The organism is Streptomyces sp. NPDC041713 (genome assembly GCF_055591085.1).
Window position 1 is genome coordinate 421,685 of record NZ_JBVIZY010000003.1, and the last position, 21,313, is coordinate 442,997.

A 21,313-nucleotide genomic window follows, 5' to 3' on the forward strand; every position below is an offset into this window, starting at 1 on the left:
CAGCGGCGGGGACCTCGGGGTGAGCCCTGACTTTGCGAGGCGTGGCCTCGAGGTCTATCTGACCCGGTTCGGGAACGGGCCCTGGGAGCTCCAGGAGTGGCTCTACGAATTCGACCCGGAGTCGGAGACCCGGGGCTGGGCCTGGTGGGATCTGACCAGCCCTGGGGAAGGGTCCGCGCGGGTCTGGGTGGACAGTTGGGGAGAGTCGTTCTTCGCCTGCGACGAACTGCGCTGGCTGGTGCTGGTCGCCGGTGCGGAGGAGGTCCGCGGGCCGGAGCTCGTGCCCGCCTCCGCGTGGATCGAGGCCATCGGCCGCGACCGTTGACCCTCCGGCACCGTGGAGGCCAAAAGAGTCCGCCTCCGCGGTGCCGTGAGCCTCACCCCGTTCCGCGCCCCGCGACGGACCCGCTCACATGCCGTGCACCGCCGGCACCGTGCCCAGCAAACCCTTCTGGAAGTCCTCGAAGGCCTGCTGGAGTTCGGCTCGGCTGTTCATCACGAAGGGGCCGTAGTGGGCCATCGGCTCGCGGATCGGCCGGCCGCCCAGGAGGACTACCTCCAGGTCGGGGGCGTGGGCGTCCTGGCGTTCGTCCGCTCGGACCGTCAGGGACGAACCCGTGCCGAAGACCGCCGTCTGGCCCATCTGGACCGGGCGGCGCTCGGTGCCCACCGTGCCGCGGCCCGCGAGCACGTACGCGAGGCCGTTGAAGTCCGCCCGCCAGGGCAGGGTCACCTCGGCGCCGGGCCGTACCGTCGCGTGGATCATCGTGATCGGCGTGTGCGTGATGCCGGGGCCCTCGTGGCCGTCCAGCTCGCCCGCGATGACGCGGAGCAGCGCGCCGCCGTCGGGGGTGGAGAGCAGCTGGACCTGGCCGCCGCGGATGTCCTGGTAGCGGGGGTCCATCATCTTGTCCTTCGCGGGCAGGTTCACCCACAGCTGGAGGCCGTGAAAGAGACCGCCGGACAGGACGAGGGACTCCGGCGGCGCCTCGATGTGCAGCAGGCCGGAGCCCGCCGTCATCCACTGGGTGTCGCCGTTGCGGATGGTGCCGCCGCCACCGTTGGAGTCCTGGTGGACGAAGGTTCCGTCGATCAGGTACGTGACCGTCTCGAAGCCCCGGTGCGGGTGCCACGGGGTGCCCTTCGGCTCGCCCGCCTCGTACTCCACCTCGCCCATCTGGTCCATCATGATGAACGGGTCGAGGTGCTGGTAATTGATCCCCGCGAAGGCCCGGCGCACCGGGAACCCCTCGCCCTCGAAGCCGCTCGGCGCCGTGGTCACGGCGAGCACGGGGCGCGGCTCGGCGTCGGCCGGCGTCACCACCCGGGGCAGGGTCAGCGGGTTCTCGACAGTCACTGCAGGCATGGTCGGTACCTCCTCGTGCGTCCACTTTAGTTGAACGTAGAACTTTCTGCCACTTGAACGAACGAGGCCCGGAGGGCATTCCCTCCGGGCCGCACGAGGTCGAACGGTTGGCTTGATCTTGTGGCTCGAGCACCGGCCCGCCGGGACGCCGGCCCGCCGGGACGCCCCTCAGGACCGGACCGGCTCCAGCTGCACGTAGTCCAGGTTCCAGTTCTGCGGGACGCCCGTGTCCAGGGACAGCCGCACGGTGTGGCGCCCACGGGTCAGCTGCCGCGGATCACGGCTGTCCTGGAGCGCGTACGCGTGGTGGCTCGTCGTGGTGGCCACCCGTACCGCCTTGCCGGGCCCGCCCCGGTCGTACGCGACGCGGTAGGTCCCGGCGGGTGCGTACGGGGAGGACGCCCGGATCTTGAGGGTGTACCGCCCGGCCTTCGGCACGTCCACGCCGTACGTCAGCCACTCCCCGCCGCGCATCCAGCAGACCACCACCGCCCCGTCGTGGTCGCAGACGTCGACGCCGTCGCCGCGCCGGCCGGGACCGTCGCCCCGGTTCCGCGCGTCGAGGTCGTGGTACGCCGCGCCCTCGCCGCCCGGCGCGTAGTTCTCGCCCTGCACGCGCACCGCGCCCGGCGGCACCGGATCCCCGGCGCCCCTGGCCAGGTACGACCTCAGCGTCTCGACGTTGTCGGTCAGCAGGACGGTCGCCCTGGAGTCGGCGAGCAGCTTGCCCCAGCCGCGCGCCGGGGAGATCAGCGAGGCCTCGTCGGTGTAGCGGGCGGCCAGGCCGTCCCACATGGTGTCGAACCAGACCCGTCCGGTCGTCCGCAGATCCCGTACGAAGGCCGGCGCGGCCACCTTGTCGCGGACGTCGTCGAAGACCACCTCGAAGGCGGGCGGCCTGCCCTTTCCGAACTCCGCCACGGAGGCGGCGTTGGCGTCGTCCACCAGGTGCATGTACAGCGCGCCGGGGTGCCGCGCGAGGAACGCCCGCACCTCGGGCACCGGGGCGCGGGACTTGAAGAGGCCGGTGCGGACGGTGCCGGTCTGTTCCAGGACGCGCCAGACGGCCTCGCGGTCCCGCCAGGCCTGGTCGAGGTTGACGAGGCCGAGGGTGCGGGCGGCCGTCATGGCCTCGGCGAGCGTGGGGACGTGGTGGGCGGTGAGGGGCGCCTGGCGGCCGCCGAGACCTGCCCGGAGGCGGAGGGCGCGCAGCTGGGCCAGGGTGAGGTCGGCGACGCGGCCCTTGCCGTTGGTGGTGCGGTCCACGGTCACGTCGTGCATCAGGACCGGGACCTTGTCCTTGGTCAGCCGGACGTCCGCCTCGACGATCTGGGCGCCGTCCGCGAACCCCGCGCGGATCCCGGCGACGCTGTTCTCCGGCGCCTTGCGCCACTGGCCGCGGTGGGCGGCGATCATCACCCCGGCCTTGGGGCCGTGGTCGAGGAAGGCGCGGCGGGCGCGTTCGGCGGGGGTTTCGGCGGGGGCGCCCGGGGCGCCGGGGGCGGGGGAGGAGGCGGGGGCCGCGGGGCCCGGCGGGGGCTGGAGCGGTTGGGCCGGGTGGGCCGGCTGGACCGGCTGGACCGGCTGGACCGGGCGGGGCTCGACCGGCCGTACGGGCTCGACGGCAGGCGCAGGCGCGGGCTCGACGGAGGGCGGCGACGCGGGCTCGACGGGAACCGTCACGCCACCGGGCGGTCCCGGCAGGCCCGGCGACCCCGGCACGCCGGGAGCAGGCGGCTCGGGCTCAGCGAGGGCCCACGGCGCGGGCATGGCCCGCGTCGGCGGAGCGGCGCCGAGCAACGACGCGCACGCGAGAGCGGCCACGGCCACGGTCGCGGCCACGTACACGGACAGGGCGGGACGGCGACGCGCGATCATGGACGACGGCATAGGTCAGAGCATCGGCGCCGGGCCCCCACCCGTCCACGACCGTCGACCCCCCAAGGGCCCCCGTCACCCGTTCACCTGACGCGACGCCACCTGCGGCCCCGCACAACCACCCCAGCCCCGTCCGAGCACACGCACCGCACCCGCGAGCCGCCCGCCGGCCCGCGCACGACAACATCCCCGGGAACGCCCACGGCACCCGGCCACCGCGTACGAGGACAGCTCCCCGCCCCCGTCACCGCCCGAGCACACACACCCCACCCACGGGCCGCCCGTCAGCCCGCGCACGACGACATCTCCGGGAACGCCCACGGCACCCGGTCACCCGCCCCGCGAGGACACCCCGTCCCCGCCGCCGCCCGAGGCCCCTCAGCCGTACATGCGTCGCATCGCGAAGTCGACCATCTGTTCCACGGCCTTCGCGTCGAAGACCATGCGGTGTTCGCCCTCCATGTCGAGGACGAAGCCGTACCCCGTCGGGAGCAGGTCGATGACCTCCGCGCCCGTGATCACGAAGTACTTGGAGTCCTTGCCCGCGTACCGGCGCAGCTCCTTGAGGGAGGTGAACATCGGGATCACGGGCTGCTGGGTGTTGTGCAGGGCGAGGAAGCCGGGGTTGTCGCCGCGCGGGCAGTAGACCTTCGACGTGGCGAAGGCCTGCTGGAAGTCCTCGGCGGACATCGACCCCGTGGTGAAGGCGCGCACCGCGTCCGCGAGGGAGGGCGGCGAGGGCTCGGGGTAGAGCGGAGGCTGCTGGCCGTAGCCACCGCCGGGCATGCCCTGCATCTGCTGCGGCGGCGGCTGCGCGCCCGGCGGGGCGTACTGCTGCTGGGCCCCGGGGTTCTGGTCGTAGCCGTACATGCGCGCAAGCGTACTGAGTCACAGATGGAGGCTCGGGGGTTGCGTCTTATTACCGACGGGTAGCATCATCGTAGCTACTTGCTGGTATGCATCGTGCTGGTATTCATCCCTTTCCTGCTTACGGAGCCTTCGCCATGGGCCACTACAAGTCGAATCTCCGCGACATCGAGTTCAACCTCTTCGAGGTGCTCGGCCGCGACAAGCTGTACGGCACCGGCCCGTTCGCGGAGATGGACGTCGACACCGCCAAGAGCATCCTCGACGAGCTGCGCCGCCTCGCGGAGAACGAGCTGGCCGAGTCCTTCGAGGACGCCGACCGCAACCCGCCGGTCTTCGACCCGAAGACCAACACCGCCCCGGTCCCCGCGTCCTTCAAGAAGAGCTACCAGGCCTTCATGGACTCCGAGTACTGGCGCCTCGGCCTGCCCGAGGAGATCGGCGGCACCACCGCGCCCCGCTCCCTCATCTGGGGCTACGCGGAGCTGCTGCTCGGCGCCAACCCGGCCGTGTGGATGTACTCCTCGGGCCCCGCGTTCGCCGGCATCCTCTTCGAGGAGGGCAACGAGGCGCAGAAGAAGGTCGCCGAGATCGCCGTCGAGAAGCAGTGGGGCTCGACGATGGTGCTGACCGAGCCGGACGCCGGTTCGGACGTGGGCGCGGGCCGCACGAAGGCCGTGCAGCAGGCGGACGGCACCTGGCACATCGAGGGCGTGAAGCGCTTCATCACGTCCGGTGAGCACGACATGTCGGAGAACATCCTCCACTACGTCCTCGCCCGCCCCGAGGGCCACGGCCCCGGCACCAAGGGCCTCTCGCTCTTCCTGGTCCCGAAGTACGAGTTCGACTGGGAGACCGGCGAGCTGGGCGAGCGCAACGGCGTGTACGCGACGAACGTCGAGCACAAGATGGGCCTCAAGGCCTCCAACACGTGCGAGATGACCTTCGGCGACCAGCACCCCGCCAAGGGCTGGCTGATCGGCGACAAGCACGACGGCATCCGCCAGATGTTCCGCATCATCGAGTTCGCCCGCATGATGGTCGGCACGAAGGCGATCGCGACGCTCTCCACGGGCTACCTCAACGCCCTGGAGTACGCCAAGGAGCGCGTGCAGGGCCCGGACCTGGCCCAGTTCATGGACAAGACCGCGCCCAAGGTGACGATCACCCACCACCCGGACGTGCGCCGCGCCCTGATGACGCAGAAGGCGTACGCGGAGGGCATGCGCGCGCTCGTGCTGCACACCGCGGCCGTCCAGGACGACATCCAGGTCAAGGAGGCGGCGGGCGAGGACGCGTCCCAGCTGCACGCCCTCAACGACCTGCTGCTGCCCATCGTGAAGGGCTACGGCTCGGAGAAGTCGTACGAGCAGCTGGCGCAGTCGCTCCAGACGTTCGGCGGCTCGGGGTACCTCCAGGAGTACCCCATCGAGCAGTACATCCGGGACGCCAAGATCGACACCCTCTACGAGGGCACGACGGCTATCCAGGGCCAGGACTACTTCTTCCGGAAGATCGTCCGCAACCAGGGCGCCGCGCTGAACGGCCTCGCCGAGGAGATCAAGAAGTTCCTTGCGGTCGGCACGGGCGGCGAGGCGCTGGCCGGCGCCCGCGAGGAGCTGGCCAAGGCCGCGGTCGACCTGGAGGCCATCGTCGGCGTCATGCTGACCGACCTCGCGGCGACCGAGCAGGACGTGAAGTCCATCTACAAGGTGGGCCTGAACACCACGCGCCTCCTGATGGCCTCGGGCGACGTCGTCGTCGGCTACCTGCTCCTGCGCGGTGCCGCGGTCGCCGCCGAGAAGCTGGAGACGGCCTCGGCGAAGGACAAGTCCTTCTACGAGGGCAAGATCGCGGCGGCCAAGTTCTTCGCCACGAACATCCTCCCGAACGTCACGGCCGAGCGGAAGCTCGCCGAGGGCGTGCAGCTGGACCTGATGGAGCTGGACGAGGCGGCGTTCTAGTACCTGCCCGTACGGGTTTCTCTCGCACGTCAGCGCGATGCCGCCATCCGATCCTTTCGGGTGGCGGCATTGTCGTAGGGGCTGGGTACGCTGACGGAACGGCCGAGAATCCCGTCCATGGGAGGAACCATGACCGCTGAGCCTCGCACCGACGCGCTGCACGCGCTCCAACCCGACGGCTCGGCGTGGCCGACACCGCCGCAGGACGGCTACACGACGGACGACTTCTTCACCCTTGACCTCCCGCCGCACACAGAACTGATCGACGGGAGCCTGGTTTTCGTGAGTCCGCAGCGAAAGTTCCATACGCTGGCAATTGATCTTTTGGTGAACGGCGTACGGGCCGCCCTCCCCGAGCACCTACGCGTCCGCCGCGAGATGGCCGTCGTCCTCGGCCGCAAGCAGGCACCCGAGCCCGACCTCGTGGTCGTGACCGCGGAAGCCGACGCCGACGACTGCCAGACCCGCTACCAAGCCGAGGACGTCCTGCTCGCCGTGGAAGTCGTCTCCCCCGACTCCGAGGACCGTGACCAGGACACCAAGCCCCGCAAGTACGCGGCAGCCGGCATCCGGCACTACTGGCTGGTCCGGATGGACGAGAACAACCGGCCCGCCGTTCACACCTACGAACTCGACCCGCACACCCGCACGTACGTGTCCACCGGCATCCACCACGACCAGCTCAAGCTCGCCACGCCGTTCACCATCGACATCGACCTCACCGAATACCACCGCCTCTGATCGCCCCGCCACCCGAACACCGGCCCCATTAGGCTGGCCGGCATGCGCACATCCTCCGGGCCCTTCGACCGCGGCCACACCGAAGACCTCATGGCGTTCCTGGCGGCCAGCCCCACGCCCTACCACGCCGTCGCGAGCGCCGCCGAGCGGCTGGAGAAGGCCGGGTTCCGGCAGGTCGAGGAGACCGACTCCTGGGACGGGAGCACGGGCGGCAAGTACGTGCTGCGGGGCGGCGCCATCGTCGCCTGGTACGTGCCGGAGAACGCCGCCGCGCACACCCCGTTCCGCATCGTCGGCGCCCACACCGACTCCCCCAACCTCCGCGTGAAGCCGCAGCCCGACGCGGGCGGCCACGGCTGGCGCCAGGTGGCCGTCGAGATCTACGGCGGCCCGCTGCTCAACTCCTGGCTCGACCGGGACCTCGGCCTCGCCGGGCGGCTCTCGCTGCGCGACGGCACCACGCGGCTCGTGAACGTCGACCGGCCGCTGCTGCGCGTGCCCCAACTGGCCATCCACATGGACCGGTCCGTGCACACCGAGGGGCTCAAGCTCGACAAGCAGAAGCACATGCAGCCCATCTGGGGGCTCGGCGACGACGTGCACGAGGGCGACCTCATCCGGTTCCTGGAGGAGGAGAGCGGCCTCGGCGAGGGCGACGTCACCGGCTGGGACCTCATGACGTACGCCATCGAGGCGCCCGCCTTCCTCGGCCGTGACCGCGAACTCGTCGCGGGCCCCCGCATGGACAACCTCCTGTCCGTGCACTCCGCGACGGCCGCCCTCGCCGCCGTCGCCGCCCAGGAGAACCTCCCGTACATCCCCGTGCTCGCCGCCTTCGACCACGAGGAGAACGGCTCGCAGTCCGACACCGGCGCCGACGGGCCGCTGCTCGGCGGCGTCCTGGAGCGGTCCGTGTTCGCCCGCGGGGGCGCCTACGAGGACAAGGCCCGCGCCTTCGCCGGCTCCGTCTGCCTCTCCTCCGACACCGGCCACGCCGTGCACCCCAACTACGCCGAGCGGCACGACCCGACGCACCACCCGCGCGCCAACGGCGGCCCGATCCTCAAGGTCAACGTCAACAACCGCTACGCGACGGACGGTTCGGGCCGCGCGGTGTTCGCCGCCGCGTGCGAGAAGGCGGGCGTGCCCTTCCAGTCGTTCGTCTCCAACAACGCGATGCCGTGCGGCACCACGATCGGTCCGATCACCGCGGCCCGGCACGGCATCAAGACGGTCGACATCGGCGTCGCGATCCTCTCCATGCACAGCGTGCGCGAACTGTGCGGCGCGGACGACCCGCACCTGCTGGCCAACGCGCTGGTGGCGTTCCTGGAGGGCTGACGTCCGAATGTCTGTGTGGCCTCAACGCTCCCGGGTACACGGAGACTTCGTAGCCACTACAGCAGGGAGGCGGTCCACATGGGCCTGGGCGGATGCATCATCCTGATCGCCGCGGGTGCCATCCTCACGTTCGCGACCGACTGGGACATCGAGGGGGTCAACCTCACCGTCGCGGGGGTCATCATGATGGCCGTGGGGCTCATCGGCGTCGCCGTCTTCACCAGCATCGCGCGCCGCAGGCGGGCGGTGGTGCCGCCGGTCGCGGGCGCCGCTCCCGTGGTCGACCCCGAGCAGCAGCGCCGCGGCTACTGAGACACTCCGCACACACCCCGCACAGCCGGTCCGTGCCGCCGTCCCCCGTACGGCGCGGGCCGGCTGTGTCATGTCCGATGTACGACGGGTCGGCCGCCCGGCGGGGTAGGCATGACGGCATGAGACTTCTCGTACGCGACCGCATGCTCGGCATCGGCGACGACTACTGGATCGAGGACGACCAGGGCCGCAAGGTCTTCCTCGTCGACGGCAAGGCGATGCGCCTGCGCGAGACCTTCGAGCTGAAGGACATGCAGGGCCGGGTGCTCGTCGACATCCACGCCAAGATGCTCTCCCTGCGCGACACGATGGTCATCGAGCGGGAGGGCGAGCCGCTCGCCAAGGTGAAGCGCAAGCGGCTCTCGCTGCTGCGCAACCACTACCGCGTCGAGCTGGTCGACGGCACGGAGCTGGACGTCAGCGGCAAGATCCTCGACCGCGAGTTCGCCATCGAGTACGACGGTGAGCTGCTGGCCGACGTGTCGCGCCGCTGGTTCAGCGTGCGCGAGACGTACGGCCTGCAGATCGTCCGCGAGGACGCGGATCCGGCGCTGTTGCTCGCCGTCGCGGTCTGCGTGATCCGCCTGGCGGAGAAGGAACGTGAGGGGCACGGGGACGACGACTGAAGCCGCGGCGGAGGACCGTGCCGGGCGCCTGACGGGGTGCCGCGTCCTGCGGCCTCGCGGCTGCGGGTTCGCTGTGGCTGGTCGCGCAGTTCCCCGCGCCCCTAGGGCGCGACTGCGTCGCTGCCCTCCTGGCTCAGGGGCGCGGCGGCGACGCCTGGCCCAGCCGGCGGTCCTTGAGTGCCGGGAACTGCTCCCGGGTCCGGGCGACCCGCCCGGGATCGAGGTCGACCGTGAGGACCTCCTCGCCGTCGCCCGCCTCCGCGAGGACCTCGCCCCACGGGTCCACGACGACGCTGTGCCCGGCCTGCGGCACCCCCGCGTGCGTCCCGCCGGTGCCGCACGCCAGCACGTACACCTGGTCCTCCACCGCCCGCGCCCGCGCGAACAGCAGCCAGTGCTCCCGGCGCCGCGCGGGCCACCCTGCGGGCACCACGAACATCTCCGCGCCCGCGTCGACGAGTCCGCGGAAGAGCTCGGGGAAGCGCAGGTCGTAACAGGTCGCGAGGCCGAGCGTGGCGTCCGGGGTGCGCACCGTGGCCAGCTCGGAGCCCGCCGCCATCAGCACCGCCTCGCCCTTGTCGAAGCCGAAGCGGTGGATCTTGCGGTACGAGACGGCGAGTTCACCGGCGGGGGAGAAGACCAGCGAGGTGTTGTAGAGGCCGCCGTCGGCGCCGCGCTCGGGGATCGACCCGGCGTGCAGCCAGACGCCCGCGTCGCTCGCGGCCTTGGCCATCGCCTCGTACGTGGGACCCTCAAGGGGCTCCGCTTCGGCGGCGAACGCCTCGTACGCGAAGGCACCCGTCGTCCACAGCTCGGGCAGGACGACCAGATCCGATCCGTCCCGCGCGCTCACCTCGCGTACGAGCGAAGCCACCCGCTGCCGACGGGAATTGACCGGTTCGCCCTCGTCTACGGCGATCTGGATCAGGGAGCCGCGCACACTATCACCGTCCTGGCATTCGATCCGTCGACACCATCAAGTACAGCCTACGATCGTCACACGAAAGCACTGCCGGGGTGCCTGCGGGCAGCGTAACTTAACGTCTCAGACACCCACCGCCCGCGTACAACCGCAAGGGGTCCCGTGAGTCTCCATCCCAGCCTGCAAACCTACGCCGATGCCTGGTCGCATTCCGTGGAAGCGATATCCGAGCTGGTGTCGCCGCTCGCCGAGGGGGAGTGGAACTGGGCCACCCCCTGCCCCGGCTGGTCGGTGCGCGACATCGTCTCCCATGTCATAGGCCTCGACTGCGAGATGCTCGGCGACCCCCGGCCCATCCACACCCTGCCCCGCGACCTGTACCACGTGCAGACCGAGGGCCAGCGGTACATGGAGATGCAGGTCGACGTGCGGCGCCACCACACCGCGCCGGAGATGACCTCCGAACTGGAGTACACGATCATCCGCCGCACCCGTCAGCTGCGGAACGAGTCGCGCGACCCGGAGACGAAGATCCGCGGCCCGCTGGGCAGCGAGCAGACCCTCGAACTGGCCATGCGACTGCGGGCGTTCGACGTGTGGGTGCACGAACAGGACCTCCGTACGACGCTGCGCAAGCCCGGCAACCTCGACTCCCCCGGGGCGTACGTCGCCCGGGACCTGCTGCTGCAGGGGCTCGCCAAGGTCGTCGCGGTGAACGCGGGCGCCCCCGCGAACTCGGCGGTCGTCCTCGACGTCAGCGGCCCTGTCGAGTTCCTGCGCACGGTCCGCGTGGACGCCGACGGCAAGGGCACCGTCGACAACGCCCCCTCCCTCGGCCCGCTCGCCACCATCGGCCTGGACTGGGAGACGTACTTCCGGCTCGCCTGCGGCCGGGTGACGTACGCGGCCGTCGCCGACCGGATCAAGGCCGAGGGCGACCACGACCTCGCGGAGGCGATCCTGCGGGACTTCGCGGTCACCCCGTGAGCCGGGGGCGCCCCGCGCGGCGCAGGCTCACGCCGGGACGTGCACGGCCTCGACCCGGCTGGCGACCAGCTGCTCCCGCTCCCTGCGCACCGCCCGCGCCTTGAGCCGCAGGATCTGGCAGACCCCGAGCGCCTCCAGGACGAAGACGGCGGAGAACGCCACCCGGTAGTTGTCGCCGGTCGCGTCGAGCAGCACGCCGATCGCGAGCAGCGTCGTCATGGAGGCGACGAAGCCGCCCATGTTGGTGATGCCGGACGCCGTGCCCTGCCGCTCCGGCGGGTTGGCGGGCCGCGCGAAGTCGAAGCCGATCATGGAGGCGGGCCCGCAGGCGCCGAGCACCGTGCAGAGCACCATCAGGAGCCACAGCGGGGCGTGGTCGCCGGGGTGGGCGAGGGTGGCCGCCCAGGCCGTGGCGGTCGCCCCGATGGTGCCGAGCGCCAGCGGGAGGCGGGCGGCGTGGTGCCGGGCCACGATCTGCCCGTAGACGAGGCCGATCACCATGTTGGAGAGCACGACGAGCGTGAGCAGCTCACCGGCCGCCGCGCGGGACAGGCCCTGCGCCTCGACGAGGAACGGCAGGCCCCACAGGAGCAGGAAGACCATCGCGGGGAACTGCGTGGTGAAGTGCACCCACAGGCCGAGCCGGGTGCCGGGCTCCCGCCAGGACAGGGCGATCTGCTTGCGGACGTAGGCGGCGCCGCTGTGCGCGGCCGGCTCGGGCTCGTGGCCCTCGGGGTGGTCCTTGAGGAAGAGCGTCATCAGCACGAGGACGACGACGCCGCACAGCGCGCTGCCCGCGAACGCCGCGGTCCAGCCGACGGAGTGCAGCAGCCGGGCCAGGACGAGGGTCGAGACGAGGTTGCCCGCCATGCCGACGAGCCCCGCGAGCTGGGCGACCATCGGGCCGCGCCGGGCCGGGAACCAGCGGGTGCCGAGCCGCAGGACGCTGATGAAGGTCAGCGCGTCGCCGCAGCCGAGCAGGGCGCGGGAGACGAGCGCCGTCGCGTACGTGGGCGAGAAGGCGAAGCCGAGCTGGCCGACGGTGAAGAGGACGACGCCGATGGTCAGCACCTTCTTGGTGCCGAGCCGGTCCACCATCAGGCCGACGGGTATCTGCATGCCCGCGTAGACGAGCAGTTGGAGGATGGAGAAGGTCGACAGGGCGGAGGCGTTGACGTGGAAGCGGTCGGCGGCGTCGAGCCCCGCGACGCCGAGGGACGTGCGGAAGATGACGGCGACGAAGTAGACGGCGACGCCGATGGACCAGACGAGGACGGCCTTCCTGCCGCCGGGGGGATCGCCGGGCAGGGAGACGGGGGCGGTGCCCGCGGAGCTCATCGGACGTCACCCCGGGCCAGGTTCTGGAACCAGCCGACGTGCCGGGTGACGACGCCGACGGCCGCCTCCGCGTCGCCGCGGCGCAGCGCGTCGAGGATCTCCTCGTGCTCGCTGAGCGTCTTGGCGATCCGGTCGGGGTGGGAGTGCATCACGGCGACGCCCATCCGCAACTGCCGGTCGCGCAGCTGGTCGTAGAGGCGCGAGAGGATCTCGTTGCCGCCGCTGCGGACGATCTCCGCGTGGAAGCAGCGGTCGGTGACGGCGGCCGCGGCGAGGTCCCCGGCGGCGGCCTGGTCGCGCTGCCGGGCGAGGAGCTCGGTGAGCCGGGCGATCAGCGGCGCGGGCGCCGGGACCGCCTTGCGCACCGCGTGCGTCTCGACGAGCAGCCGGGTCTCGACGACGTCCGCGATCTCCTGGGCGGAGACGGGCAGGACGAGGGCGCCCTTCTTCGGGTAGAGCCGCAGCAGCCCCTCGACCTCCAGCTTGAGCAGCGCCTCGCGCACCGGCGTGCGGGACACCCCCACGGCCTCGGCGAGCTCGCCCTCGGTGAGGAGCGTGCCGCCCTCGTAGCGGCGCTCCAGGACGGCCTGCTTGACGTGGGCGTAGACGCGCTCGGCGGCGGGGGGCCGCTTGGTGGCCGGGGGGCGGTCGGTGGCGGCGAGGGCGGTGGCTGGCATGCGCACAGCATAGATACAACAGGGATACGCCGGAATCCCCGTCCACATGCCGGGCACCCCGCAGACGCAGGGCGGGTACCCCGCAGACGTGGCGGGCGCCCCGCAGACGTTGGCGGGCACCCCGCAGAATTCACGGCACTTCCGGCACATCCATCGGCCCGTCTCACTCGTCTACTGAGTGAGCGGCATCCTCATGCAGCCGCAGCCCAGGGGCATTTGGAGTATTCAACTTGATTACCGGCATTAAGGGCGTACGTCGCACATCGGCCGTACTCGTCACCGCGAGCGCGATGCTGGCCGGCGGCGCCCTCACCACTACGGCCCACGCGGCCGCCCCGCCGAAGCCGTCCATCGTCGCCAAGGGCGGCTATGCGATGAACAACGCGACGGGAAAGAGCCTGTACACCAAGGCCGCCGACACCCGCCGCTCCACCGGCTCCACGACGAAGATAATGACGGCGCGCGTCGTGCTCGGCCAGCGGAACCTGAACCTGAACTCCAAGGTCACGGTCCAGAAGGCCTACAGCGACTACATCGTCAGGAACAGCGCGTCGTCGGCGCGGCTGATCGTCGGTGACAAGGTCACCGTCCGCCAGCTGCTCTACGGTCTGATGCTGCCGTCCGGCTGCGACGCGGCGTACGCGCTCGCGGACAAGTTCGGCAAGGGCTCGACCCGTGCCAAGCGCGTGAAGAGCTTCATCGGCCAGATGAACGCGACGGCGAAGAACCTGAACCTGAAGAACACGCACTTCGACTCGTTCGACGGCATCGGCAACGGCAGCAACTACTCGACGCCGCGCGACCTGACGAAGCTCGCGAGCAACGCCCTGAAGTACTCCACGTTCCGCTCCGTCGTGAAGACCAAGTCGACGAAGCAGAAGGTCACGACGAAGAGCGGCGGCTACCGCTACATGTCGTGGTCCAACACGAACAACCTGCTCAGCTCCTACCGCGGCGCCATCGGCGTGAAGACGGGCTCCGGCCCCGAGGCGAAGTACTGCCTCGTCTTCGCGGCGACCCGCAGCGGCAAGACCGTCGTCGGTACGGTGCTCACCTCGTCCTCCGTGAACAACCGCACGGCGGACGCGAAGAAGCTGCTCGACTACGGCTTCAAGGTCGCCTGACCGCAGGCCTGTTGAACCCCGAAGGGGCCCGCCGCGACGATCGCGGCGGGCCCCTTCTGCGTACGTCCGGTGCGCCGGCGGGCGCCTTCGGGAGCTACGCCCAGGTCAGCAGCCGCTTCGGCCGCTCCAGGATCGCCGCCACGTCGGCCAGCACCTTGGAGCCGAGCTCCCCGTCCACCAGGCGGTGGTCGAAGGAGAGCGCGAGCGTCGTCACCTGACGGGGCTTCACCTTGCCCTTGTGCACCCACGGCTGGAGCTTGATCGCGCCGACCGCGAGAATCGCGGACTCGCCGGGGTTGAGGATCGGCGTGCCCGTGTCGACGCCGAAGACGCCGACGTTCGTGATCGTCACCGTGCCGCCCTGCATGTCGCCGGGCGAGGTCTTGCCCGCGCGCGCGGTCGACACCAACTCGCCCAGGGACGCGGCCAGTTCCGGCAGGGTCTTGGCGTGCGCGTCCTTGATGTTCGGCACGATCAGACCGCGCGGGGTGGCCGCGGCGATGCCCAGGTTCACGTAGTGCTTCTGGACGATCTCCTGGTTCGGCTCGTCCCAGGCGGCGTTGACGTCGGGGTTCCGCTTGATCGCCACGAGCAGGGCCTTGGAGATCAGCAGCAGCGGGTTGACCCGAAGGCCCTCGAACGCCTTGTCCTGCTTGAGCTCGTCGACCAGCTTCATCGTGCGCGTCACGTCGATCGTCACGAACTCCGTGACGTGCGGCGCCGTGAACGCCGAGCCGACCATCGCCTGCGCGGTGGCCTTGCGGACGCCCTTGACCGGGATGCGGGTCTCCCGGGCGTCCGTGCCCGCCGCGGAGGCGGGGGCGGCCGCCGCCGGGGCGGGGGCCTGGGCCGGCTGCGCGGGCTGCGGCGCGGTTACGGACTCGGCGGCCGGGGCCACCGCCGCGTGCACGTCCTCGCGGGTGATGATCCCGTCGGGTCCGGACGGGACGACCGTCGCCAGGTCGACGCCGAGGTCCTTGGCGAGCTTGCGGACGGGCGGCTTGGCCAGCGGGCGCGCGCCGTTGGTGCCGGTGCCGGGCGGTGCCGGGGCCACGGGCGGCGCGGCGGGGACGCCGGTGCCGTTCAGCTCGGCCTGGACCGCCTGGCGCGCGCCGGCGGGCGGCCCGTCGGTCCGCTGCGGGACGGCCGCCTTGCGGGCCCGCCGCTTCGTCGAGGACTCGGCCACCCCGTACCCCACGAGCACGGGCTGGCGCCCGGCCGGGGCGGTGGGTTCGGTCTCCCCCTGGGCAGCCGCGGGCTCGGCCGCCGCGGGCGCCGGTTCGGGCACGGCCACCTGCTCGGGCGCCGCCACGGCACCCGCACCACCGGACACGTCGACCGCGATGATCACCTGGCCGACGTCGACCGTGGTGCCCTCGGGGAAGCGCAGCTCCCGTACGACACCGTTGAAGGGGATCGGCAGCTCGACCGCGGCCTTGGCCGTCTCGACCTCGCACACGACCTGGCCGTCGGTGACCTCGTCACCCGGCGCCACGTACCACTTGAGGATCTCGGCCTCGGTGAGTCCCTCGCCCACGTCGGGCATCTTGAACTCGGCAAGAGCGGTCTCAGTCATCGTCGTCACGCTCCTCTCCTCAGTACGCAAGCGAGCGGTCGACGGTGTCGAGCACCCGGTCAAGACCCGGCAGGTACTCCTCCTCCAGGCGCGCCGGCGGGTACGGCGCGTGATAGCCGCCGACCCGCAGCACGGGCGCCTCCAGGTGGTAGAAGCACCGCTCGGTGATGCGGGCGGCGATCTCCGCGCCCGTACCGAGGAAGACCGGCGCCTCGTGGACCACGACCAGGCGGCGGGTCTTCTCGACCGAGGACTGCACCGTGTCGAAGTCGATCGGCGACATCGAGCGCAGGTCCACGACCTCCAGGGACTTGCCCTCCTCGGCGGCGGCCGCGGCCGCCTCCAGGCAGACCTTCACCATCGGGCCGTACGCGGCGAGCGTGAGGTCGCTGCCCTCGCGGGCGACGACGGCCTTGTGCAGGGGGCCCGGGATCGCCTCCTTGTCGACCTCGCCCTTGTCCCAGTACCGCCGCTTCGGCTCGAAGAAGATCACCGGGTCGTCGCTCTGGATGGCCTGCTGCATCATCCAGTAGGCGTCCGACGCGTTCGAGGGAGAGACCACCTTGAGACCCGCGACGTGCGCGAACAGCGTCTCGGGGGACTCGCTGTGGTGCTCGACGGCGCCGATGCCGCCGCCGTACGGAATGCGGATGACGACCGGCATCTTGATCTTGCCGAGCGACCGCGCGTGCATCTTCGCGAGCTGCGTGACGATCTGGTCGTACGCCGGGAAGACGAAGCCGTCGAACTGGATCTCCACCACCGGGCGGTAGCCCCGCAGGGCGAGGCCGATGGCGGTGCCGACGATGCCCGACTCGGCGAGCGGGGTGTCGATGATCCGCTCTTCGCCGAAGTCCTTCTGCAGCCCGTCCGTCACACGGAAGACGCCGCCGAGCTTGCCGACGTCCTCACCCATGACGAGGACCTTCGGGTCGTTCTCCAGCGCGGTGCGCAGCGATTCGTTGATCGCCTTGGCGATGGGCATGCTCTTGGATGTCGCAGTCTGAACAGCCATGGTCACTTGCCCTCCCCGCCCGCGGGGGCGTCCGCGAACGACGCCTGGTAGGCGACGAACTGGGCGCGCTCCTCGTCGACCAGCGCGTGCCCGTCGGCGTAGACGTTCTCGAAAATGGCCATCAGGCCCGGATCCGGCATCGCCCGCACCACCTCTCGCACTCGCTTGCCCAACGCTTCGCTCTCGTCCTCGAGTTCCGCGAAGAATCCCTCATCAGCGTGACCTTCGGACTCCAGGTACGCCCGCAGCCGCAGGATCGGGTCCTTGGCCTCCCAGGCCTCCCGCTCCTCGTCCCTGCGGTACTTGGTCGGGTCGTCGGAGGTGGTGTGCGCACCCATGCGGTAGGTGAACGCCTCGATCAGCGCGGGGCCCTCGCCGGAGCGGGCCCGCTCCAGGGCCCACTTGGTGACGGCGAGCATGGCGAGCACGTCGTTGCCGTCGACCCGCACACCGGGGAAGCCGAAGCCCTGCGCGCGCTGGTAGAGCGGCACCCGGGTCTGCTTCTCGGTGGGCTCGGAGATCGCCCACTGGTTGTTCTGGCAGATGAACACGACCGGGGAGTTGTAGACCGCGGAGAACGTGAACGCCTCCGCCACGTCGCCCTGGCTGGACGCGCCGTCACCGAAGTACGCGAGCACGGCCGAGTCGGCACCGTCCTTGGCGACGCCCATGGCGTAGCCGGTGGCGTGCAGCGTCTGCGAGCCGATGACGATCGTGTACAGGTGGAAGTTATTGGTGTTCGGGTCCCAGCCGCCGTGGTTCACGCCCCGGAACATGCCGAGCAGGTTGGTCGGGTCGACCCCGCGGCACCAGGCCACGCCGTGCTCGCGGTAGGTCGGGAAGACGTAGTCGTCCTCGCGGGTGGCACGGCCCGAACCGATCTGGGCGGCCTCCTGGCCGAGCAGCGAGGCCCACAGGCCCAGCTCGCCCTGGCGCTGCAGGGAGGTGGCCTCGGCGTCGAAGCGGCGGGTGAGGACCATGTCGCGGTACAGGCCGCGCAGCTCCTCGGCGGTGATGTCGGCGACGTACGCGTCGTACACCGCGTTCTCCGCGTTCTCGACCCGCTTGCCCTCGGGGGTCAGCAGCTGAACGAGTTCCGGCTCCGTGCTCTTGTGCGGCGCGGCCTTTTTCGTCCCGGCGCGCTTGCCGCCGCCCGTACTGCTGCGGCGCGGTTTGCGCGCGGCGGTGCTCTCCACGGTCACGTGTGCTCCTCCGTCGGTCCGGCCCCCGGGGTTACCGGGTGACTGGGGTTCCCCGTGCTCGTTGGGAGCTGGGGAAGCGGCTCGCCTGTCCGTGCCCGCGCACGGGGTGGGTGCGACTCGGCCGGGAACAGGCGTGACAGGTGCCCCGGCGAACGCCCTGCACAAAACACGTTACCCAGTGCTTCCCATTTCTGTGAAACCCCATCTGACCTGCGAATTTGCTTGGATTTCCAAGTAAACGGCCACTCGCGTGACTGCTCGGATTTCCGAGTAAATCGAGAAAATCGGGAACACTTCCTGGTCACAGCACTGATCACAGCCTGGCAGGGGGCCGGAACACCGGCACGTTATCCCGGCCACCCCGGCGACGGGAAGGGTTGCGCTCAGGCGCGGAAAGAGATCGTGTGTGAGACTGGCCCCGTGCGCGAAGACGGAAAAATTACGGTATTTCTCCTCGACGATCATGAAGTGGTCCGCCGGGGAGTCCATGAGCTGCTGTCCGTGGAGTCCGACATCGAGGTCGTCGGCGAGGCCGGAACCGCGGCGGACGCCCTGGTCAGGATCCCCGCGACGCGGCCCGACGTAGCCGTGCTCGACGTGCGCCTGCCGGACGGCAGCGGTGTCGAGGTGTGCCGCGAGATCCGTTCGCAGAACGAGGACATCAAATGCCTGATGCTCACCTCGTTCGCCGACGACGAGGCGCTCTTCGACGCGATCATGGCCGGTGCCTCCGGTTATGTCCTCAAGGCCATCCGCGGCAATGAGCTGCTGACCGCGGTGCGGGACGTGGCGGCCGGCAAGTCCCTGCTCGACCCGGTGGCCACCGCCCGGGTCCTGGAGCGGCTGCGCGACGGCAACAACGCCAAGGGCGACGACCGCCTGGCCAACCTCACCGAGCAGGAGCGGAAGATCCTCGACCTGATCGGCGAGGGCCTGACCAACCGCGTCATCGGCGAGCGGCTGCACCTCGCCGAGAAGACGATCAAGAACTACGTCTCCAGCCTGCTCTCGAAGCTGGGCATGGAACGGCGCTCACAGGCGGCGGCGTACGTGGCGCGGATGCAGGCGGAGAGGCACTGACGCCGTCCGGAGCGGCTGACGTCACTGGCGGCTGACCGCCCGGCGCGGCTGACGGCCCGGAGCGGCCGACGGTTGCGGGACTTACGTCCTCCGTCGATGGGGGCGGGGTCCCCTTTCCCGACACCCCGTCCATGAACCAGGGTGGGGGACATGCCGACCACGCCCACCGATGAACAGCTCGCCTTCGACCTGCTCAGCCGCACCGACTACGGCAGGGTGGCGACCAGCATGCGCGCGCTGCCCTTCCTCGCGGCGGCCCGGCACATCGTGGTGGAGGGCAGGATCCTGCTGCGCATGCACAAGGGATACGGCTACCACCGGGCCTGCGTCGGCAGCGTCGTCGCGTACGGCGCGGACAACCTCGACGCGGCGGACGCCCGCGAGGGCCGGTGGACCGTGCAGTGCGTCGGCCACTGCGAGCGGATCGAGCCGACCAACGCGGAGCTCGAACTCTTCGGCCCCGGCCCCCACTTCGTGGACGGCGGCCTCTTCGACCCGGTCTACCTGCGGATAGAGCCGCAGTTCAGCACGGTGCACTCGGTGCCGGCGGGCCGGGACGTGCTGCTGCAGCGCACGCGGTAGTCACGCGGAGGCGCGGCCCGGCGCCCGGCCGGAAGACCCCGGCCAGAGGCCCCCGGCCGGAAGAGCCCAACCGGAAGACCCCGGCCGGAAAGGGCTCAGGCCCCGTCGCCGTTGTCGCTCACCGGGTCACCGTCGCCGCCACCGTCGTCCGTCGGCTCGGTGGGGTCCGGCGGGTCGTCCGTCGGGCCGGTCGTCGGGTCGGTCGTCGGGTCCTGCGTGCTCGGCTGCGAGGTCGGCGTGGTGGGGTTGCCGGACGGCGTCGTCGGGCGCGTGGAGGGGTTCGTGTTGTTGGTCGGGTCCGACGTCGGCGGGTCGTAGTCCGTCTCGCCGCCGGTGTCGGTGCCCGGGTCCGTGGCGTCGTCCGTCGGGTCCTCGGACGCGCTCTTGCTCGGCTCCTTGGACTGGGAGTGCTTCGTCGCGGGAGTCTTCGGCGGGGACTTGTGGTCCTTGTTGTCGCTCGCGCTCAGCGCGAAGGCGACGCCCACCGCGATGGCGATGATCGCCAGGACGACGAAGATCAACACCTTGCCGCGGCCGCCCTTGCCGCCGCGCGGCCCGCCGTCGAAGCCGCCGTCGTCGCCCGGCGGGCGCAGCATGGGGCTCGGGATCTGCGCGGTGCCGGAGTCCGGGTGGGCCATCGCGGCGGTGCCGGCGACGCCCATGGCCGGGGTGCTGCCGCCCTCGTGCATCGCGACGGGGCCGGTGTTCCAGGTGCCCGTGTGGCTGCCCTGCTCGTGCAGCATCTGCAGCCCGTACTGGACGAGTCCGCGCATCTCCTCGGCCGTCTGGAACCGGTCGTCCGGGTCCTTGGCGAGGGAGCGCATGACGAGTCCGTCCAGCTCCGGCGGCGACGCGTCGGAGACCTCGGACGGCGGCACGGCCTGGTCCTGGACGTGCTGGTAGACCACGGAGAGCGGCGTCTCACCGGTGAACGGGGGCCGCAGCGCGAGGAGTTCGTAGAGCAGACAGCCGGTCGCGTACAGGTCGGAGCGGTGGTCGACGGCCTTGCCGAGCGCCTGCTCGGGCGAGAGGTACTGCGGGGTGCCCATGACCATGCCGGTCTGGGTCATCGTCGACTGGGCGCCGTGCAGGGCGCGCGCGATGCCGAAGTCCATCACCTTCACCGCGCCGGTCTCGGTGATGATCACGTTGGCGGGCTTGATGTCGCGGTGCACGATGCCGTGCTGGTGCGAATAGGCCAGCGCTTCGAGGACGCCGGAGACGATGATGAGCGCCTGCTCGGGGCCCGGCGCCTCCGCGTTGATCAGCAGATCGCGGATCGTCCGGCCCTCGACGATCTCCATGACGATGTACGGGACGACGTTCGGTCCGACGACGTCTTCACCGGAGTCGTACACCGCGACCACGGCGTGGTGGTTCAGGCCCGCGACGGACTGTGCCTCACGCGTGAAACGGGCCTTGGAGACCGGGTCCTCGGCGAGGTCGGAGCGGAGCAGCTTGACCGCGACGGTGCGCCCGAGACGTACGTCCTCGGCCGCGAACACCTCGGCCATGCCGCCCCGGCCGAGTCTGCGGGTCAGCCGGTACCGGCCATCGCCGACGAGCCCGCCGTTCCCCCACAATTCGGGCGCGTCTGACATACCGCCGCCAGTCGCCTCGGGGTCGGACGGGCCCTGAGCGCGCTGCGTCTGTGCCATCAGTCCTCGCCGTCGTTTCTGGTCGTGGTACTTGGTACTGAGTACGTCGCGGTACGG

General features: G+C 70.9%; 20 protein-coding genes. 10 read left to right on the forward strand and 10 right to left on the reverse strand.

Features of this window, described 5'->3' with window-relative positions; genetic code table 11:
* Positions 1-19: 19 nt before the first annotated feature.
* Positions 20-325, forward strand: a complete 306-nt coding sequence (locus tag ACZ6CV_RS11530; RefSeq protein ID WP_469250628.1) for a hypothetical protein — start codon at positions 20-22, stop codon at positions 323-325.
* 84 nt (positions 326-409) lie between these two features.
* Here ACZ6CV_RS11530 and ACZ6CV_RS11535 read toward each other — a convergent pair whose 3' ends face one another.
* The 3 genes from ACZ6CV_RS11535 to ACZ6CV_RS11545 all read right to left on the reverse strand — a co-directional run bounded on the left by ACZ6CV_RS11535 (position 410) and on the right by ACZ6CV_RS11545 (position 4,114).
* On the reverse strand, positions 410-1,366 hold the full coding sequence (locus tag ACZ6CV_RS11535; RefSeq protein ID WP_362376529.1) for a pirin family protein: 957 nt from the start codon (positions 1,364-1,366) through the stop codon (positions 410-412).
* Between the two features lie 168 nt (positions 1,367-1,534).
* Complete coding sequence (locus ACZ6CV_RS11540; protein ID WP_469250629.1) at positions 1,535-3,244, reverse strand: glycerophosphodiester phosphodiesterase family protein; 1,710 nt, start codon at positions 3,242-3,244, stop codon at positions 1,535-1,537.
* A 378-nt stretch (positions 3,245-3,622) separates the two neighbouring features.
* Positions 3,623-4,114, reverse strand: a complete 492-nt coding sequence (locus ACZ6CV_RS11545) for an SseB family protein (protein ID WP_055563227.1) — start codon at positions 4,112-4,114, stop codon at positions 3,623-3,625.
* A 134-nt stretch (positions 4,115-4,248) separates the two neighbouring features.
* On the opposite strand from ACZ6CV_RS11545, the gene ACZ6CV_RS11550 reads away from it, so the two are divergent.
* The 5 genes from ACZ6CV_RS11550 (at position 4,249) to ACZ6CV_RS11570 (ending at position 9,095) form a co-directional block, all read left to right on the forward strand.
* A complete protein-coding gene (locus tag ACZ6CV_RS11550; RefSeq protein WP_469250630.1) occupies positions 4,249-6,075 on the forward strand; it encodes an acyl-CoA dehydrogenase in 1,827 nt (608 codons plus the stop codon).
* Between the two features lie 129 nt (positions 6,076-6,204).
* Entirely contained in the window at positions 6,205-6,816 is a 612-nt protein-coding gene (locus tag ACZ6CV_RS11555) for a Uma2 family endonuclease (RefSeq protein ID WP_469250631.1), read from the forward strand.
* Positions 6,817-6,858: 42 nt separating this feature from the next.
* Positions 6,859-8,157, forward strand: coding sequence for a M18 family aminopeptidase (locus tag ACZ6CV_RS11560; protein ID WP_469250632.1), 1,299 nt, complete (start codon positions 6,859-6,861; stop codon positions 8,155-8,157).
* Positions 8,158-8,235: 78 nt separating this feature from the next.
* A complete protein-coding gene (locus tag ACZ6CV_RS11565) occupies positions 8,236-8,469 on the forward strand; it encodes a DUF6458 family protein (RefSeq protein ID WP_355812385.1) in 234 nt (77 codons plus the stop codon).
* Between the two features lie 119 nt (positions 8,470-8,588).
* Positions 8,589-9,095, forward strand: a complete 507-nt coding sequence (locus ACZ6CV_RS11570) for an LURP-one-related/scramblase family protein (protein WP_355812383.1) — start codon at positions 8,589-8,591, stop codon at positions 9,093-9,095.
* A 133-nt stretch (positions 9,096-9,228) separates the two neighbouring features.
* Here the strand turns inward: ACZ6CV_RS11570 and ACZ6CV_RS11575 are convergent, their stop codons facing one another.
* A complete protein-coding gene (locus ACZ6CV_RS11575; RefSeq protein ID WP_469250633.1) occupies positions 9,229-10,035 on the reverse strand; it encodes a carbon-nitrogen family hydrolase in 807 nt (268 codons plus the stop codon).
* A 144-nt stretch (positions 10,036-10,179) separates the two neighbouring features.
* Here ACZ6CV_RS11575 and ACZ6CV_RS11580 point away from each other — a divergent pair, with 144 nt between their 5' ends.
* The gene (locus tag ACZ6CV_RS11580) at positions 10,180-11,004 is read left to right on the forward strand and encodes a maleylpyruvate isomerase family mycothiol-dependent enzyme (RefSeq protein ID WP_469250634.1); all 825 of its coding nucleotides are present in this window, start codon (positions 10,180-10,182) and stop codon (positions 11,002-11,004) included.
* Between the two features lie 27 nt (positions 11,005-11,031).
* Here ACZ6CV_RS11580 and ACZ6CV_RS11585 read toward each other — a convergent pair whose 3' ends face one another.
* Positions 11,032-12,342, reverse strand: a complete 1,311-nt coding sequence (locus ACZ6CV_RS11585) for an MFS transporter (protein WP_469250635.1) — start codon at positions 12,340-12,342, stop codon at positions 11,032-11,034.
* Positions 12,339-13,019 carry a GntR family transcriptional regulator gene (locus ACZ6CV_RS11590; protein WP_469250636.1) on the reverse strand — a complete coding sequence of 227 codons (681 nt, stop codon included), beginning with the start codon at positions 13,017-13,019 and terminating at the stop codon, positions 12,339-12,341. The genes ACZ6CV_RS11585 and ACZ6CV_RS11590 overlap by 4 nt, the downstream gene beginning before the upstream one ends.
* A 290-nt stretch (positions 13,020-13,309) precedes the next feature.
* On the opposite strand from ACZ6CV_RS11590, the gene ACZ6CV_RS11595 reads away from it, so the two are divergent.
* Complete coding sequence (locus tag ACZ6CV_RS11595) at positions 13,310-14,143, forward strand: D-alanyl-D-alanine carboxypeptidase family protein (RefSeq protein WP_469250895.1); 834 nt, start codon at positions 13,310-13,312, stop codon at positions 14,141-14,143.
* Positions 14,144-14,237: 94 nt separating this feature from the next.
* Here the strand turns inward: ACZ6CV_RS11595 and ACZ6CV_RS11600 are convergent, their stop codons facing one another.
* From ACZ6CV_RS11600 to pdhA, 3 genes are read right to left on the reverse strand one after another with little or no spacing between them, the layout of a single operon-like run.
* Positions 14,238-15,728, reverse strand: coding sequence for a dihydrolipoamide acetyltransferase family protein (locus tag ACZ6CV_RS11600; protein WP_469250637.1), 1,491 nt, complete (start codon positions 15,726-15,728; stop codon positions 14,238-14,240).
* Between the two features lie 10 nt (positions 15,729-15,738).
* Positions 15,739-16,704, reverse strand: coding sequence for an alpha-ketoacid dehydrogenase subunit beta (locus tag ACZ6CV_RS11605; RefSeq protein ID WP_362376668.1), 966 nt, complete (start codon positions 16,702-16,704; stop codon positions 15,739-15,741).
* A 32-nt stretch (positions 16,705-16,736) separates the two neighbouring features.
* Entirely contained in the window at positions 16,737-17,936 is a 1,200-nt protein-coding gene (gene pdhA / locus ACZ6CV_RS11610) for a pyruvate dehydrogenase (acetyl-transferring) E1 component subunit alpha (RefSeq protein WP_469250638.1), read from the reverse strand.
* 420 nt (positions 17,937-18,356) lie between these two features.
* Between pdhA and ACZ6CV_RS11615 the strand changes: the two genes are divergently transcribed.
* On the forward strand, positions 18,357-19,016 hold the full coding sequence (locus tag ACZ6CV_RS11615) for a response regulator (RefSeq protein WP_469250639.1): 660 nt from the start codon (positions 18,357-18,359) through the stop codon (positions 19,014-19,016).
* Between the two features lie 150 nt (positions 19,017-19,166).
* Positions 19,167-19,598 carry a pyridoxamine 5'-phosphate oxidase family protein gene (locus tag ACZ6CV_RS11620; RefSeq protein WP_469250640.1) on the forward strand — a complete coding sequence of 144 codons (432 nt, stop codon included), beginning with the start codon at positions 19,167-19,169 and terminating at the stop codon, positions 19,596-19,598.
* 95 nt (positions 19,599-19,693) lie between these two features.
* Here ACZ6CV_RS11620 and ACZ6CV_RS11625 read toward each other — a convergent pair whose 3' ends face one another.
* Positions 19,694-21,256: a protein kinase domain-containing protein gene (locus tag ACZ6CV_RS11625; RefSeq protein ID WP_469250641.1), complete on the reverse strand. Its 1,563-nt coding sequence runs from the start codon at positions 21,254-21,256 to the stop codon at positions 19,694-19,696.
* Positions 21,257-21,313 lie beyond the last annotated feature (57 nt).